Raw genomic sequence first — 17,578 nt, 5'->3', positions numbered from 1 at the left:
AGAGTGAACATCATTCGGCCTATTCATTTGCAAATTAAAAACTATGACTCCCCTCTCGCGATCGATACGGATTGTCCGATCTTTGCTTGGCAGTTGGAAAGCAAAGATCACGGAGAACAGCAAGCATACTATCGTATAGTGGTTGCTGAATCGGAGGAGGCCTTGTTAGAGGAAACAGAATTATGCTGGGATAGCGGCAAAGTGAGCTCCAACGAGCAGTTGAATATACATTACGCGGGGCAGCCGCTCCAGAGTCTAACTGTTTATTATTGGAAAGTAGCCGTTTGGAATCAGGGGGGCAAGCAGGCATGGAGCGAGCAGCAGCTGCTGTTGACAGGCTATTTGCATGAAACGCAATGGAAGGCAAAGTGGATCGGCAGCGGAAGAATACAGCCTTTCTATGTCCGTCATGAATTTCAAATATTAAATAAAGTAAAACGGGCTTATGCTGTCGTTTCAGGGTTGGGTCATTTTAAGCTGTTTATGAATGGCAGCAAAGTAGGCAACCATGAAATGGACCCTGGCTGGACGAATTATCACAAGTCCGTGCAATATGTGTGCTTTGATGTAACAGATCACATCTGCCCGGGAACTAATGTCATTGGTTTATCGGTCGGCAATGGTTTTTATGCGGGAGACGCGGGCGGCAGGCATTTCTATACGATAGGGAAAGGTTATGAAGCATTCGGAGATAACCTGCTTGCCATTGGCGAATGGCATATTGAATATGAGGATGGCTCCAAAGCGCTTATCCTTACGGATGCAGAGAGCTGGAAGGTTAGAGATAGCGCTACTACGCTTGCGAATGTATACGGATCTGAAAATTTTGATGCAAGACGTTACCCAGTTGGCTGGTATGACGCTCCGTTTGATGCTGCAAAATGGGAACAGGCAGTGGTGTTAGAACCACCATCAGGCTCGCTGGTACGCCAAAATCAGCCTCCGATAACCGTGCAAAAAATATATGATGCCATTGGAATCGAGGAGCCGTTTGATCAGGTTTACGTCTACGATCTTGGACAAAACATGTCCGGTATGTTTGAGATCCATGTGAGTGGGCCGGCCGGCAGCAAAGTGACAATCAAGCCAGGCGAGCTGCGAAATAGGGATAATACGGTTGCGACGCCATGGGATATTGTTACTTATTCCGAATACACTCTTGCTGGTACAGGTAAGGTCGAGGTATGGAAGCCCGATTTTTCCTGCTACGGAGCCAGATGGGTGCAAATCGAAGGTTGCACGCGTGATGGCGTAGATCCTGCCAAGCCTATTATACATGATGTCAAAGGCTACTTTGTTACTTCGGCCGCAAAAAATGTGGGCGAGTTGGAGGTAGAAGACCCTCGGATCACACAGCTTGCCAAAATTATCATTAAAGCAATTGAGAGTAATTTGCAGAGCGTACATTCGGACTGTCCGACAATTGAGAAGTTGGGCTGGGTAGAGACGGCCAGTCTGATGGGACCCTCCATTATGTATGTAAAGCAGGTGGAAGAGCTGTGGCTGAAAATAACGCGCGACATGATGGAGGCTCAGACAGAGGAAGGGCTCATTCCAGATATCGCTCCTGAGTATTCGAGGTTTGAGGAAGGATTCCGTGATTCCATCGCATGGGGAAGCGCGGTCATCTTCGTGCCGGAACTGCTGCTCGAGACGTACGGGAACAAGACCGCTATAGAAGAGGCGTATCCGGCTATGAAAGCTTATATGGCTTACTTGCATACGAAAGAGATTCATGGCGGATTCATTGGACATGGGTTAGGCGATTGGGGCATCGCACCGCAGACGGGCGGTGATTATGTTGAAAACGTGGAAACCGCCTTCTATTTCGAAGCCTTCCGTTTGATGGCAAAGTATGCATTAATGCTGGGATATAACGAGGAACATACTTATTATGCTGCAAAGGCGGAGCGAACTAAACAGCTTTATAATGATCGTCTGCTTAGACCAGTTCCAGGACAAAACCGCTACGCCTATTGTAAGCTGAACGGTGATTATGACCCGGAGAACCAGATCATGCAGGCGCTACCGCTTTATTTTGGCTTGGTTCCGGTCGAGAAGCTCAATGATATTGAAGCCGCTTTGCTTCAGGCAACAGCCAGCCATCAGCTTCGCTCGGGAGAGATTGGGCTTCGTTATTTATTCGGCGCATTAGCCAAAATAAATCGAAACGATATCGTATTCGATATGATGATGCAGCCGGAGCATCCGAGCTATATCCGGTTTGTGGAGCAGGGCGAGACGTCGTTACCGGAATTTTGGACAGATGATTCCAGATCGCGAAATCACGATATGATGGGCCACATCTTAGAGTGGCTATATAAGTATATGCTGGGTATTTCATCGTTAAAAGACGCTTACAAAGAAATTGGAATTGCCCCAATGTATTTAGACAAGGTGCGCTTTGTGCGAGGAAGCTATCAATCTGTAAGAGGCCTCATCCAAGTGGAATTCTCGCATGGGAATGCTGGCGTGAGATTGCAGGTAAGCCTGCCTCCTAACACTTCAGGTCAAGTTAAGATTCCGCTTGCTTTCGAAGATGCTCAGGTATTCGAGGGGGGAAAGGAAATCGAGTTCGAAATGGTATGGGAGAATGGCCAGTCTTATGGGGTCATTCATATCAGCTCAGGCAGCTATCATTTCTATTCTCCAAAAGAGTAAGTATAAGGAGGACTGCACTCTATTGATAGATGTACAAAAGACGACCAGCAAATACGTGGTCGTCTTTACCAGTATATAGGAGCTTAATTTGGCTCGCCCTTGCGAGCCAGGCGTTCATAAGCGAATTCCATCGGTCCTGACTCCGCCATCGCTTCCGCGCAAGTGTCGCCTTTCATGTTCAGTTCGTACTACGATCTAAGTCAATGAGTTTATGTCATGTTAAACGACATGAAAATGTTTTTGTTTTGTTTTTGCCATTGCAATTGAATGAACACTGGTAATGGGATAGACTGAAAAAAGGAGTTATCGGAAATTCATGCGGAGGAGCTTAAGAGGGCGGGATTGCTTGAAATACATAGTAGCGATAGATGATAGAAAGAAACTTTTGTGCTGGGGACATTGAAATATGAATAACAAAGTATTATTTGGGGTGTTAGGATTTATTTTGGTATTGCTCGTTGTGGCGAATGTAGCTTCGCAATTAAAGGGGGAACATCAACCCGAAGCTGAAAACGGCGTTCTTGATTTAAGTGCATGGGACGGCGTCGGCCAAGAGATCATAAAGCTGAAGGGGGAGTGGGATTTTTATCCGGGGCAGCTATGGCGTGAAACAGCAGAAGCGAACAAGGAATCCTTGCCCTCGCTAGCCCAGATTCCTGGCAACTGGAGTAGCAGGCTCTCGGATATGTACAAGGGTCAAGCCTTTGGCTATGGCACCTATCATCTCCGCATTCAATTTGGCGAGCAGCAGCCGGGTCTTCAAGCTTTTCAGGTTCCGCTCATTCGCAGTGCCCATCGATTGTTTGTCGATGGTGAAGAGATTGGAGCAAGCGGTGTTCCAGATAAGGATTTAGCCCATTATATTGGGAAAATCAAGCCTTATATTGCCTATGAGCAAATCGGATCAGATTGGATAGATATTTTTGTTCAGGTTGCAAATTTCGACCACGCAACAAGCGGAGGAATCATTCAAGCGATTCAAATGGGACCACCGAATTTAATCGTTCAGGAGCAGCAGAAAATTGCCGCATTCGAATTTGGAACCATTGCTTTTTTTGTCGCCTTTGGCCTATATTTCGGTTTTTTGCATCTACAGGATCGAGGCAGCGGCTGGATTTATTTATCCTTTTTTTTCTTTAACACAGCGCTATTGAATGCCGTTCAAGGGACGAGATGGCTGCTCACGATCTGGCCGGATATGTCTTACCGAATGTCGGTCAGTATATACTGGTTATGCTCAATCGCTATATTGGTAGGGATGTTCATGTTCATTGCTGTACGGCATAAGCAGCGCATCAGCCCCTTGTTCAAAAGAGGCTTGTTCGTTATGTCCTTCGCAATGGCCGCCTGTATACTCGTTTTACCAGCAGCTATTTTTACGCGCTTGCTTTCCATATGGCTGGCGATCTCTATTATTGTACATATTTACGTCCTTGTTGTGCTTCTACGGAGCTTGCGCAACGGGGATGAACAAAACCGCTATGAGTTTTGGTCCTTTTGCCTGTTTTCGGCACAGGCCTTGCTCAATACGCTGTTGCTGTTTGGCTTTGGCGAGCTAACGATTTGGTATTTTATTCAAATGCTTGGGTTCAGCATTGCCATCTCGTATTTGTTTTTACTCCAGTTTTTTCGGGCTTATCGGAAAAGTGAGGCGCTAACCGTGGAGCTTCAGCGGGTGAATCGGTTTAAATCCGAGTTTATGAAGGGTATTTCCGAGCAAATGATAACTCCTTTAAACGCTATGATCGGCGTTGCCGATGCAAGGCTGTCTGCGGATGAGAGCTTGTCCTCGGAGCAAATTCATGATTTACGGCTGCTTACCTCCGTAGGCTGGACGATGAGAAGATTGGTAGACGATATGATGGACTTTGCCCGCTTACGAGAAGGGGGAATTGCGCTTACGGTTCGGCCGCTTCATTTGCCATCCGTTGTAGGTGAAGTTATCGAACGCATCCGTTATTTGATTTTTAGCGATTCTATTCTATTAAATGATGCGATTCCACCGAACTTGCCGCCGATTATGGCGGATGAACAGCGCCTGCAGCAAATATTAACCGGACTGATACAGGCTGCATTGAAGATGACCGTTGAAGGTGCAATTACAACGAAGGCAAATGTGCGTCAAAATCGAATGGAGCTAGAAATCATTATGCAGGGAGCAGAGATAACAGCTGATACGGCCGTGACTCTCGTACAAATGCTGCATCTGGAGGATGAAGCGAATAAACCGCTGCCCTACGATGAGCATCTGGGTTTGTTCCTTGTTCATGCACTGATTAAGCTCCATCAAGGGGAAATCAGCGTTGCCGAAAGCTCACCTCATGAGGTTGCCATCCGCGTGCTGCTTCCGCTTGCTATAGAGATGCCGGCAGTAGAGAGTATCCAGAGCTTTACGGATAGCTTTAAGAATCTCAGCGCTAGCAGTACTGACTCTGCCGTTCTGTCCCTGCAAGCCAAAGGGCTGGAAAAGCAGCGATACAGAAGTAATAAGTTGTATAGGAATCAGGATACAGAAATAGCGGAAATTTTGGTTATAAGCGATGATCCCATGAACATCAATGTTCTGGTCAAACTGCTTGCCATGGATCGCTATCAGGCAACCGTTATCAAAAAAGGGAGTGAAGCGCTTGAGCGGCTTCACCGTATGAGGAATGCGGAACTCGTCATTGTAGAGCGTACTCTGCAGGATATGTCTGGTCTTGACGTTTGCCGGAATATCCGGGAGCATTTTACCAGCTTTGAGCTTCCGATTCTCCTCATGACGCCCGCTGGCTACTCCGATTATGCGATCGCAGCCAGCCAGGCGGGAGCAAATGATTTTCTTGTGAAGCCTGTCGAGTGGTCAGAGCTTCGGGTACGGATTTTAACGCTGGTTCAATTGAAGCGTTCGGTCGGAGCACGTATACAGATGGAGCTGGCCTTTTTACAGGCGCAAATCAAGCCTCATTTTTTATTTAATACGTTAAATTCGATTGCTGCTTTAAGTAAAAAACAGCCGGAGAAGATGACGGATTTATTGACGGAATTCGGGCATTATTTGCGGGAAAGCTTTCGGTTCGATAATTCAGAGCCGCTGGTTCCGTTCGAGCGGGAGCTGAAGCTGGTGAAATCATATCTGCACATTGAGAAGGTCCGTTTCGCCGACTGGCTGACGTATGATATTCAAGTGAGGACAGAAATGTCTTTCCGGATTCCCCCCTTGACGATTCAACCATTGGTTGAAAATGCAGTGCGGCATGGCATTATGCGCAGAGCGGATGGTGGGCATATTGACATTCATGTCTGGCAGGAGGAGGGGGATATCCACATTATCGTCAGGGACAATGGCGTCGGCATGTCTGCGTCTTTGCCGGCTCATGCTGAGGGAGAACATGCCGCTGGAGGTATTGGCCTTGCCAATATAGATCGCAGAATGAGACAATTATTTGGTCACGGATTAACGATTTCCAGCCACCTTGCACAAGGAACGGAAATTGTTGTCCGATTGCCGATTGAGAAGGTAGGTATACATGAAAGTCATATTGGTTGATGATGAGCCGCTCGCATTGAGCCATTTGGCCGAGGAGCTTGCATGCTTCACGGGGCTTGAAATTGTCGGCTCCTATCGCAATCCGAAGCTCGCGCTGGATCATATAGCTAAGCTTGCGCCGGATGCTGCGTTTCTGGACATTGAAATGCCGGAGATGAGCGGCATCGCGCTGGCAGAGAGGATATTGCAGCAGCGCCCTCATACGCAAATTGTATTTGTAACGGTATATGATGAGTATGCAGTCAAGGCATTTGAGCTTAACGCTGTGGACTATCTATTGAAGCCCATTCAGCTAAAGCGCCTGGCCCAGACAACGGAACGTTTGCTGCAAAGCGTCAGCAATCAGCCTCAGCCGATTCCACGTCAGGACTGGACCCGGGTTCAATGCTTCCGGTCTCTGCAGTTTGAAAGGGCAAACCGAAGCTCAGTAACGCTGCGGTGGAAGACGTTAAAAGCACAGGAGCTGTTCAGCCTGCTTCTGCATTTGCGCGGAAAGCCTATCCGCAAACAGACGCTGGTCGATCAGCTATGGTCAGATATCGATTGGAAAAAAGGAATCACGCAATTATATACGGCGATCTATCAAATTCGCAAATTGCTTCAGGATGAACGGTTGAACATTCGCATTGAAAACGTCGATGAAGGCTATAGACTGGATTTGAACGGCATTCCGCTAGATATTGAAGAATGGGAATGTCAAATGGATACGGCTCCGCCCTTGACCAGTGAATCGCTGGAGCAGCATAAGCTGCTGTCCGCTCAGTACAGAGGGGACTATCTCGCGGAATATGCTTATTTATGGGCAGAGACCGAGAAGCAGCGGCTCCGGATGAAGTGGCTGTCCCATGCCAAGCAAATTGCGGCTTATCTTATTGATAACCATAATCTCTCGGCGGCCGCTGCCCATTATCTGGAAATGCAAAGTGTGCTGCCAACGGAGGAAAGTCTTTATTTTGAGCTGATGCGCATTTATGATGGCTTGGAGGATCGGCGTTCAGTCGAAGCCCAGTATGAGCTATTGCGAAATATGCTGCTTCAGGAGCTGGATATGGAGCCTCACGTCTCCATTCGGTTGTGGTTTGAGCAATGGAGAGGCGTATAAACGGATTCTAATTGAATCATATCATTGCTAACCCCCCCTTTTTTTACAAAGTGGGGGTTTTCTTTTCCCATCTTTCAAAAATGTTTCAACCTATTGTCGTATAGTTAAGGTATAGACTTAATACCTTTGGTGCGGGATGGGAGAAACAGATGTTGAGAGAACTGAGAGACATTAAAGATATTAATTACGCATTATCTGCGTTAGAACAATCCTCAATCGTTTCGATAACGGACGTACAAGGAATCATTCATTATGCCAACGACTATTTCTGCACGATTTCACAATATACGAAAGATGAAATAATGGGCTCTACCCATCAGCTTTTGAATGCCGGCTTTCATTCGCAGACGTTTTTCAAAGAACTGTGGGAGACAGTCAGCAGCGGGCAGGTATGGAAAGGCGAAATGAAAAACCGTGCCAAGGATGGCAGCGAATATTGGGTCAATCTGACCATTCTGCCGTTCACTGATAATGAAGGCAATGTTTATAAATATATGGCAATTGGCAGCGACATCACGACACGCAAGCATAATGAACTGAAATTAATGCAAAACATGGAAAGCCTGCGAGATATCGAAAATGCGCTGGACGAATCCTCAATTGTTGCTATAACGGACAATAAGGGAGTCATTACGTATGTAAACGAGAAGTTTTGTGTCATTTCCAAGTATGATCGGGAGGAATTAATCGGAAAAACGCATCGGGTCATTAATTCAGGCTATCATCCGAAAGCTTTTTTCAAGGTGATGTGGGAGACGATTAAACAAGGCCATGTATGGAAAGGCGAGGTCAAAAACCGTGCCAAGGATGGCAGCGAATATTGGATGAATACGACGATTGTGCCTTTTCTCGGTGAAGACGGCTCTCCTCATCAGTTCATTTCCATTCGTACCGATATAACGGATCGGGTAAAGGCAGAAACCGCACTTGCTGAGCGCACCGAGCAGCTTGCCAAAGCCCATGACGAAGCCATTGAAGCAAGCTTGATTAAAAGCCAGTTTTTGGCCAATATGAGCCATGAGCTTCGTACGCCGCTGAACGCCATCATAGGCTATAGCGAGATGCTTCAGGAGGAAGCGGAGGAGCTTGGCGAGTCTGTATTCGTCGACGATCTGGCCAAAATCAGCAAGGCCGGCAACCATCTGCTCGCGCTGATTAACGATATTTTGGATATTTCGAAAATCGAAGCCGGTAAAATGGATTTATATCCGGAGACATGCAGTCTGCCGAGCTTGATGCAGGATGTTATAACGACGATACGCCCACTTGCTATCGGAAAGGGCAATAAGCTGCAAACGATTTGTGAGGAAAGTGGCGACATTACCGCTGACATTACGAAGCTGCGGCAAATTCTCTTTAATTTGCTCAGCAATGCCAATAAGTTTACGGAAGCAGGGTCTATTACCTTTGAGGTTCGCAGCGAAATGCGTAATCGCCGCCAAGGCTACAGCTTCCGTGTTCAGGATACGGGAATTGGCATGACTCCGGATCAACTTGATATGCTGTTTCAGCCCTTCACTCAAGCAGATGCCTCTACAACTCGCAAATATGGGGGCACGGGGCTGGGACTGGCGATCAGCCAGCGCTTTAGTCAAATTATGGGCGGAGATATCCAGGTGGAGAGCAGCTTCGGAGTAGGGACGACATTTACTTGCTGGCTGCCAAGTACGACAGAGGATGTCCTAGTCCATACACCTCAGCCTATAGCTGATTTGCCTCAGCAGCCGCTAGATGGAAATGGACAAACAAGCATTTTGCTTATTGATGATGAAGTGTTTAATCGGGAGCTGATGGAGCGTTATCTTGCCAAAACAGGGTGGGCGCTGGCATTCGCAGATAATGGTGCAGAGGGACTGAGGCTGGCCAAAAAATTGCGGCCAAAAGTCATATGCCTGGATATCCTCATGCCGAATATGGATGGGTGGAGCGTGCTAACCGCACTAAAAAATGATGCCGAACTGGCCGATATACCAGTGGTAATCTGGTCGATGACGAGCGATAGGCAGCAGGGCTATACGCTCGGCGTATCCGAGTATTTAACCAAGCCGGTGGAACGGGAACGGATGATCCGGGTAATGGACAAATATATAAAGCAAAGCGCCGAGCATCAAATTCTCGTCATAGAAGACGATGCAACGACAAGCGAGCTGATGACTAAGCTTTTAGAGCGAGAAGGCTATGTCGTTACGCAAGCCCGCAACGGAAGGCTCGCGCTGGAGCATATGGCGAAGGAAATGCCGTCGCTTATTTTACTCGATCTCATGATGCCGGAAATGGATGGCTTTCAGTTTATTTCTGAGCTGCGCAAGCATGAGGAGTACGGCGAGATTCCAGTTGTCGTAGTGACAGCTAAAATCATCACGCAGGAAGAACGGCAGAAGTTAAACGGTTATGCCAAAAATATTGTTCAAAAAGAAACGCTCGAATACCATACGCTGCTTGCGGAAATTCGCCGGTTGATGGCTGTTGCCAAAGAAAGCAAAACGGAGCCGACGCTGCAAGCAACGAAGGGGTCAATCTGAAAAATGATTTTTTTAGGAGGAATAGCAATTGAATGAGGTTGTACCATTCGTTTCCCGAAGCACGCAGGTGCTGGAGGGAAACGCAGTATTATCTGCATTGGAAAAATCACTGGCGATGATCGAATTTAATATGCAAGGTGAGGTGCTGTGGGCAAATGATCAGTTTGCCCAAGCGATGGGTTATGCGGCCCATGAATTGCCAGGGAAAAATCACCGGCAGTTTTGTAAACCGGATTTTGTGAATAGTGCCGACTACAAGCGGTTCTGGGACAATTTGCGCCAAGGGACAGCCTTTCAAGAAAAAATTGTTCGGGTAGCAAAGGATGGCTCAAGCATTTGGCTTGAAGCGACTTATATGCCAGTTTGCAATGAAAATGGCGAATCAGTAGCCGTTGTAAAGGTAGCGACGGATATATCAGCGCGTGAGAAGGCCGTGTTTAAAATAACCGACGAATTGCGGCAGATGGCAGCAGATTTGCTGGAACGAACGGAGCAAGGCATAAATCGCAGTGAGCAAGTGGCTTCCGTTATCGAGCAAGTCGTAAGTGATAATGCCACTCAAATCGACTTTCTGCAAGCGCTTGAGCAGCAAACGCAAGCTGTAAGGGGAATTGTCCAGACAATTCGGGATTTTGCCTCGCAGACGAATTTGCTTGCCTTGAATGCAGCCATTGAAGCAGCGCATGCTGGGGAGCATGGCCGCGGGTTTAATATTGTGGCGATGGAAGTCAAAAAGCTCGCCCAGCATGTTCAAGCGGCTACCAGCGAAATTCAAGGTTCGCTTGAGGGCATTTCCAAGCAGGTGGATAGGGTTAGCGATAGCTCAAAAAGCTCCAGAGAAGCAATTATAAGCAGCAAGCATGAAATTATTCAGGCTGTGGGTGATTTTGCAGGGATAAGTGAAGCAGCAGGAAAGCTGGATGAACAGGCTAAAGTATTGAATCAGATGGTGTAGTGGGGAGGTCATTATACAATGAACACCGTTCTTCTAATTGAAGATAATGAGATGAATCGCGATATGCTTTCCCGGCGTCTGGAGCGTAAAGGCTACCTGATCATTACTGCTGAAAACGGCAGACAAGGGGTGGAGCTCGCTCAAGAAAGGCTTCCAGATTTAATATTGATGGATTTGAGCTTGCCTGTGCTGGATGGTTGGGAGGCAACCCGTCTGCTCAAAAGCTCCTCGCTGACAAAGCATATTCCGGTTATCGCTTTAACTGCCCATGCGATGACGAATGATGAAGAAAAGGCCTATCAGGCGGGATGCGACGATTTTGATACGAAACCGATTGTATTGGTGCGGTTGCTTGACAAAATGAGGGCAGCTTTGCAGAAATAGGAAATAAAGAGCGTAAGTTTGTTTTTTTGCGCATAAAGAACGGAGAATAACGATGGAGGATATTTCACTCGCCAAAATATTGATCGTTGACGACCAGGAGCTCAACATTACGCTTTTAGAACGGATTCTGGTTCGCTCAGGGTTTACCCAAATATACAGCATTATGGACCCTCTCCAGGTTCAGCATAAGCTGCTGGAATTTGATCCGGACATCGTTCTGCTGGACATGCATATGCCGGGTATGGATGGGCTGCAGGTATTAACGCTTATACGTGAGCAGCTTTCGCCGGACTGCTACCTACCTGTTCTTATGCTTACAGCAGATGTTACTCATGAGGTCAAGAGGCGGTGCTTGGAAGCCGGGGTAAATGATTTTTTGACAAAGCCGTATGACCGGACGGAGGTCATTCTGCGCATTAATAATCTGCTCAAAACCCGCCAGCTTCATAATCAAATTCAGCAGCATAAAAACACGCTGGAAATGAGAGTGCTGGAGCGGACCGAGGAGCTGCAAAAGGCCAAGCTGGAAATTTTGCTGCTGCTTGGGCGCGCGGCGGAATATCGGGATGATATGACGGGAAGGCATACGCTGCGGGTCGGCAGACTGGCCGAGCTTATTGCCGGGCGATTGGGACTTTCGGAAGAGGACGCTGATCGCATCCGCAAAGCGGCGCCCCTGCATGATATCGGAAAAATCGGCATTCCTGATGAGATTTTGCTGAAGCCTGGGCGCTTTGAGCCCCATGAATTTGAGCAGATGAAGACACATACGATTATTGGCGCCAGCATTTTGGAGGGAAGCACGTTTTCCCTATTGAAGCTGGCGGGCATTATAGCGAAAGCACATCACGAAAAATGGGATGGTACCGGCTATCCGCTTGGGCTGAGCGGGGAAGCCATACCGCTGGAGGCGCGAATTGTTGCGCTTGCTGATTTTTATGATGCGCTCACGCATGAACGTCCCTACAAGAGAGCATGGACCTCTGAGGAGACGATAGAAGAGGTGGAAAAGCAAAGCGGAAAGCATTTTGACCCGCAAATTGCTGCTGTTTTGCTTCAATTATTCCATGAAGGCGCCTTGTCAACACTGGAAGAAGAGGTTTATTTATAGATTGGCCGCAAATAGAGGAGAGCGTGGGTTCATGGGGCTTTTTAGAAAGCCTTAATGAACAAGCTCAATAAATCGGCTAGCTGTGCTCGACAGCGGAAGATTCCTCATTGTCATAATGCCCACATGGGATGGTGGCAGCTGCACGTCTAATTGGATTTCAAAGAGTGAGCCATCCTCCAGCTCCTTCGATACAAATTCCCTCGTTACATAAGAAATACCTAGTCCTCTGCGGGCAAATTCAATCAGCAGATCGACGCTTCCGACCTCAATTTCAGGCTTCAGCATATAACCGTAGCTTTGAAAAAGCTCCGTAATGGCCATTCGTACCCGGCTATTGCGGGAAAACAGAATGACGGGATGCTGGAGCAGCTGATCCAGCGTCAAAATTTTATTTTTCAGCTCCGCATAACGCTCGCCTGCAACAAAACAATCCTTCAATTGAATGCTTTCACGCACCTCAAGCTGGGAATCGACAATCGGCATGCGAACGACACCGAGGTCAATTTTGCCTTCCTTCAGGAAAGAAATAACCTCCGGCGTCGTGCCATGATTGAGATGCAATCTGATTTCGGGATACATATAATGAAAGTTTTCCAAATACGGCAGCAAATAATGCTTGAACAGCGAATCGCTGCCGCCAATCCGCAGTTCTCCGCTCTCTAAATTTTTCAGCGCAGCCATTTTCTCCTCCGCCAGTGTGATCAATATTTGCGACTGCTCGATGTAGGAATACAAAATCGTACCTTCCTGCGTCAGCGCAACCCCTTTGGAATTTCGATAAAACAAAGTGATGCCGAAGCTGTTCTCCAGCTGCTTAATGGCGTGGCTGACGCTCGGTTGAGTGAGGTACAGAGCATTAGCAGCTTTGGTCAAGCTTCCCGTTTTAGCGGCCCAATAAAAGACCTTGTACAATTCGTAATTATTGATCATAGATGTGGTCTATACCTCCTCTTAAATATATTAATTACTTGTATGGCTATTAAACGTATTATAGTGTAACTAAGAAAAAGAAACCATAGCTAACGAATTGGAAGGAGAACGGAAGATGGAGCCAACCACTTTTGTGTTGTTTGGAGCGACAGGGGATTTAGCAAAAAGAAAAATCTACCCCGCTTTGTATAATTTGTTCATCGAGCAGAAACTGCCGCAAGCATTCTCCTTGATTGGCCTTGGACGAAGAGAGCTGACGCATGAAACCTTTCAGGCGAATGTCGAGCAATCTCTCCGTGATTTTTCCAGACGGGAAATAAAGGACGAGGCGAGCGTGAAAGCTTTTTTACAAGCGTTCCGCTACCAAGTTCTAAACATAGACCATAAGGAAGATTACCAGCAGCTGCTTCAAATGATTGAACAGCGGGAACAAGCTTTACAGCTTGCCCCGAATCGCTTGTTTTATTTATCGGTTGGGCCGGAGTTTTTCGAAACGATTGCTTCGAACATTCAGGCAAGCGGGCTTGGCTCGGCGCAGGGCTGGAAGCGCCTCGTTATTGAGAAGCCTTTCGGCCATGATTTGCAATCTGCACGCGATCTGAATGAAAGCCTAAGCCGGTCTTTCGAGGAAAAAGAAGTTTTCCGGATCGATCATTATCTCGGCAAGCCGATGGTGCAGCGTCTTGAGGCTTTGCAGCAGACGAATCCGGTTATTCAGGCGCTGTGGAATAATCATTATATTGCCAACGTGCAAATTACAGCGAATGAAACGGTCGGCGTAGAGGAAAGAGCTGGTTATTATGATCATGTCGGCGCACTTAGAGACATGTTCCAAAACCATTTGCTGCAATTGCTTATGATGACAGCTATCCAGCTGCCGCAGAAGAGCGATGCTGAAAAGGTTCGATTCAAGAAGAAACAGGTGATGGAAGCTCTTGAGCCGCTGCAAAAGCAAGACGTTGGCCTGAGCATCATTCGCGGACAATACAGCGCTGGCAGCATTCAAGGCAAGCCGGTTGTCGGCTATAAGTCGGAGCCGGGAATTGCTGAAACGTCGATGAACGACACATTTATTGCAGCTAAATTGCAAATTGACGATTACTTTTGGCGGGGCGTTCCTTTCTATATTCGTACCGGCAAAAGAATGAAAGAAAAATCGACGCGAATCGTCATTGAATTTAAAGAGCCGCTCAAACAAGCGCCTTCCGAAAACGAAGAGGGTGTGGCGCCTAATCTGCTCGTCATTGAAATGAGCCCTAATGAAAGCATTACGCTTCAGCTCAATTCAAAGGATTCGCAGCAAAATGGCGAGTTCAAGCCGATTCAAATCGATTTTCACCCGAACCAGGAGGAGCTTCCTGAAGCTTATGAAAATTTGATTCACGACGCGTTGAACGGCAATCCTACGTTTTTTGCGCATTGGGATGAAGTTGAAATGTCATGGGCCTGGGTTCAGCCGATTTTGGAAGCATTTGAAGAAAATCAGGTTCCGCTTCATTATTATGCTGCTGGCACATACGGGCCTGCGGAATCCGATGCCTTGCTAGCACAGGACGGCTACCACTGGTGGTTCGATTCCAAGCTGGAACAACAAACTAAAGCACAGAAGGGACAACAATATGCCTATCACACAAACCATTGATCAGTTAGCGATTGACACGATTCGTACTTTATCCATTGATGCAATTAACAGCGCCAATTCCGGTCATCCGGGTCTTCCTATGGGGGCAGCTCCAATGGCGTACACGTTATGGTCCAAATTTTTGAGCCACAATCCCGGTCATGCCAAATGGTTTAACCGCGATCGTTTCGTGCTTTCGGCGGGTCACGGCTCGGCGCTGCTTTACAGCCTGCTGCACTTATCCGGTTATGAAGTGTCGCTTGAAGATTTGAAGCAATTCCGCAAGCTGAACAGCAAGACGCCAGGCCATCCTGAGTTTGGACATACGGATGGTGTAGATGCGACTACTGGCCCTCTAGGCCAAGGGATTGCGATGGCAGTCGGAATGGCGATGGCGGAAGCACATCTAGCTGCGAAATTCAATCAAGACGGTTTCCCAATCATTGACCATTATACGTATTCGCTTGTGGGCGACGGCTGCTTGATGGAAGGGATTTCCTACGAGGCGATGTCCATGGCTGGCCATATGAAGCTGGACAAATTGATCGTATTGTATGATTCGAACGATATTTCCCTCGACGGAGAATTAAATCTTTCTTTTGGGGAGAATATTCAAAAAAGAGCGGAATCTGCGAATTGGCAATATCTCCGCGTAGAAGACGGCAATGACATTTCTACCATTGCTGAGGCGATTGCGGCTGCCAAGAACAACGATTCGCAGCCAACACTTATTGAAATCCGGACGATTATCGGTTACGGAAGCAAAGTAGCGGGCACGAATAAAGCGCATGGCAATCCGCTTGGCAAAGAAGAAGCCGTTGCAACGAAAGCCGCTTATGGCTGGCAGTATGAGGAAGAGTTCACTGTTCCGGCTGAAGTCAAAGCTCATTACGAGCAGCTGAAGCTTGAGGGTGCGGCTAAAGAAGCGGAATGGAATAAGCAGCTTGCTTCCTACACAGCGCAATATCCGGCACAGGGCAAGGAGCTGGCTCAAGTCATCGAAGGAACGGTCACGATTGATGCGGCTGACATTTTAACCTTTGATACCTCCAAAACGATTTCAACTCGCGTAGCGAGCGGTGAAGCGATCAATCATTATGTGCAGACCGTTCCTTCGATCTTCGGAGGCAGTGCAGATCTATCGCATTCCACGATGACGGACATTAAAGGCGAAGAGACATTCGCGGTTAAATCGTATGCAGGACGCAATATTTATTTCGGCGTTCGCGAGCATGCTATGGGCGCGGCAGGCAATGGCATGGCGCTGCATGGCGGCGTAAAACCATTCGTCAGCACCTTCTTCGTATTCAGCGATTATTTGCGCCCGTCGATTCGACTAGCTGCTTTGCAGAAGCTGCCAGTTACGTATGTATTCACGCATGATTCCATTGCTGTCGGAGAAGATGGTCCTACGCATGAGCCGGTGGAGCATTTGGCGGCGCTTCGCACGATTCCAGGGCTTACGGTCATTCGCCCAACGGATGCCAATGAAACAGCAAGTGCATGGGCCTATGCTTTGCAGCAAAATGACGGTCCGGTTGCCCTCGTGCTGAGCAGACAAAATCTGCCGATCTATGAAGCAACGAAAGCGAACGTTGCAGAGGTAGCTAAAGGCGCTTATGTCCTGACAGAAACAAGCGAGAAGCCAGACGTTATTTTGATCGCTACAGGTTCAGAGGTATCGCTTGCCGTTAGTGCTAAAACCGAGCTGGAGAAGGATAACCTATCCGTTCGCGTCGTGGCTATGCCGAGCAGAGAACTGTTTGAGCGCCAGCCAGCAGCTTACAAGCAAAGCGTTCTCCCTGATTCCGTGTCGAATCGCATCGCCATTGAAGCGGGCATTTCGCTTGGCTGGGAGCGTTATGCTGGACCAAGCGGCAAAGTGTTGTCCATTGATACGTTTGGGGCATCAGGCCCTGGCAACCAGGTAATGGATTACTTTGGCTTCTCAACTGAGAATGTTGTGAGTCTGGCAAAAGAATTAGTGAAATAATTGAAATGCTTGGCAATCGAATTTAAAATGAAAGTGCAAATCAAAATGAACCCAAAAAACGGAGGTAATTGACTATGAAATTTTTTATCGATACGGCTAATGTGGAAGATATCAAGAAAGCTTACAAAATCGGCGTATTATCCGGTGTTACTACTAACCCATCTTTGGTTGCTAAAGAAGGCGTGAAATTTGAAGATCGTATTGCTGAGATTTTGCAAATCGTGCCTGAGGTTGAATCCGTTTCTGCGGAAGTAACGCCTAATGCCATTACAGCTGAAGAAATGATCGCTGAAGCGGACGAGCTGATCAAAATCAACAACAACGATAAAAATATTACAATCAAGCTTCCGATGAACCTTGCTGGACTGGAAACTTGTCGTTACCTGACGAAAAAAGGCGTGAAAACGAACGTAACGCTTATTTTCACAGTCAACCAAGCGCTTCTAGCTGCTCGTGCTGGCGCAACTTATGTTTCTCCGTTCCTCGGCCGTCTGGACGATATTTCGGAGGATGGCGTTCTGCTAGTGTCGAAAATTGCTGAATTGTTCCGCACACACCAACTGGATGCGCAAATTATTGCGGCTTCGGTTCGTCACCCGGATCACGTTACTCGCGTGGCGATGGCTGGCGCGCATATTGCAACTGTACCATTCGCGGTTATCGAGCAAATCTCGAAGCATCCGCTTACTGATCAAGGTATGGAGAAATTTGCTGCTGATTGGAAAAAAACTTCCCTGTAAGAAGGGGCTTATAATTTAACCCTCGAATGG

The 17,578-nt window shown here is 47.5% G+C and carries 11 protein-coding genes; 10 read left to right on the top strand and 1 reads right to left on the bottom strand.

The annotated features are described in order from the left end of the window. Nucleotides 1–3: 3 nt before the first annotated feature. From AC50YG_RS04840 to AC50YG_RS04810, 7 genes are all read left to right on the top strand, one after another. Complete coding sequence (locus tag AC50YG_RS04840; protein ID WP_494825064.1) at nt 4–2,661, top strand: family 78 glycoside hydrolase catalytic domain; 2,658 nt, start codon at nt 4–6, stop codon at nt 2,659–2,661. A 406-nt stretch (nt 2,662–3,067) separates the two neighbouring features. Beyond that, entirely contained in the window at nt 3,068–6,190 is a 3,123-nt protein-coding gene (locus AC50YG_RS04835) for a hybrid sensor histidine kinase/response regulator (protein ID WP_494825063.1), read from the top strand. Beyond that, nucleotides 6,171–7,292, top strand: coding sequence for a response regulator (locus AC50YG_RS04830; RefSeq protein WP_494825062.1), 1,122 nt, complete (start codon nt 6,171–6,173; stop codon nt 7,290–7,292). Before AC50YG_RS04835 ends, AC50YG_RS04830 begins: the two co-directional genes overlap by 20 nt. A 149-nt stretch (nt 7,293–7,441) precedes the next feature. Then, nucleotides 7,442–9,814, top strand: a complete 2,373-nt coding sequence (locus AC50YG_RS04825) for a hybrid sensor histidine kinase/response regulator (RefSeq protein ID WP_494825061.1) — start codon at nt 7,442–7,444, stop codon at nt 9,812–9,814. 28 nt (nt 9,815–9,842) lie between these two features. Next, on the top strand, nt 9,843–10,769 hold the full coding sequence (locus AC50YG_RS04820; protein WP_494825060.1) for a methyl-accepting chemotaxis protein: 927 nt from the start codon (nt 9,843–9,845) through the stop codon (nt 10,767–10,769). An 18-nt stretch (nt 10,770–10,787) separates the two neighbouring features. Further along, nucleotides 10,788–11,153 (top strand): response regulator, encoded by a 366-nt coding sequence (locus tag AC50YG_RS04815; RefSeq protein WP_473755535.1) that lies wholly within the window; start codon nt 10,788–10,790, stop codon nt 11,151–11,153. Nucleotides 11,154–11,205: 52 nt separating this feature from the next. Further along, nucleotides 11,206–12,264 (top strand): HD-GYP domain-containing protein, encoded by a 1,059-nt coding sequence (locus tag AC50YG_RS04810; protein WP_494825059.1) that lies wholly within the window; start codon nt 11,206–11,208, stop codon nt 12,262–12,264. 51 nt (nt 12,265–12,315) lie between these two features. Here the strand turns inward: AC50YG_RS04810 and AC50YG_RS04805 are convergent, their stop codons facing one another. After that, entirely contained in the window at nt 12,316–13,194 is an 879-nt protein-coding gene (locus AC50YG_RS04805) for a LysR family transcriptional regulator (RefSeq protein ID WP_494825058.1), read from the bottom strand. Nucleotides 13,195–13,309: 115 nt separating this feature from the next. Here AC50YG_RS04805 and zwf point away from each other — a divergent pair, with 115 nt between their 5' ends. The 3 genes from zwf (at nt 13,310) to fsa (ending at nt 17,548) form a co-directional block, all read left to right on the top strand. Beyond that, the gene (zwf, locus tag AC50YG_RS04800; RefSeq protein ID WP_494825056.1) at nt 13,310–14,836 is read left to right on the top strand and encodes a glucose-6-phosphate dehydrogenase; all 1,527 of its coding nucleotides are present in this window, start codon (nt 13,310–13,312) and stop codon (nt 14,834–14,836) included. After that, on the top strand, nt 14,820–16,808 hold the full coding sequence (gene tkt, locus AC50YG_RS04795; protein ID WP_494825320.1) for a transketolase: 1,989 nt from the start codon (nt 14,820–14,822) through the stop codon (nt 16,806–16,808). Before zwf ends, tkt begins: the two co-directional genes overlap by 17 nt. 74 nt (nt 16,809–16,882) lie before the next feature. Beyond that, nucleotides 16,883–17,548: a fructose-6-phosphate aldolase gene (gene fsa / locus AC50YG_RS04790; RefSeq protein ID WP_046230868.1), complete on the top strand. Its 666-nt coding sequence runs from the start codon at nt 16,883–16,885 to the stop codon at nt 17,546–17,548. Nucleotides 17,549–17,578 lie beyond the last annotated feature (30 nt).

Source organism: Paenibacillus sp. J31R34, assembly GCF_059383715.1.
Note: the sequence above shows the minus strand (reverse complement) of the source record. Positions and strands in the feature narration are given on the sequence as shown.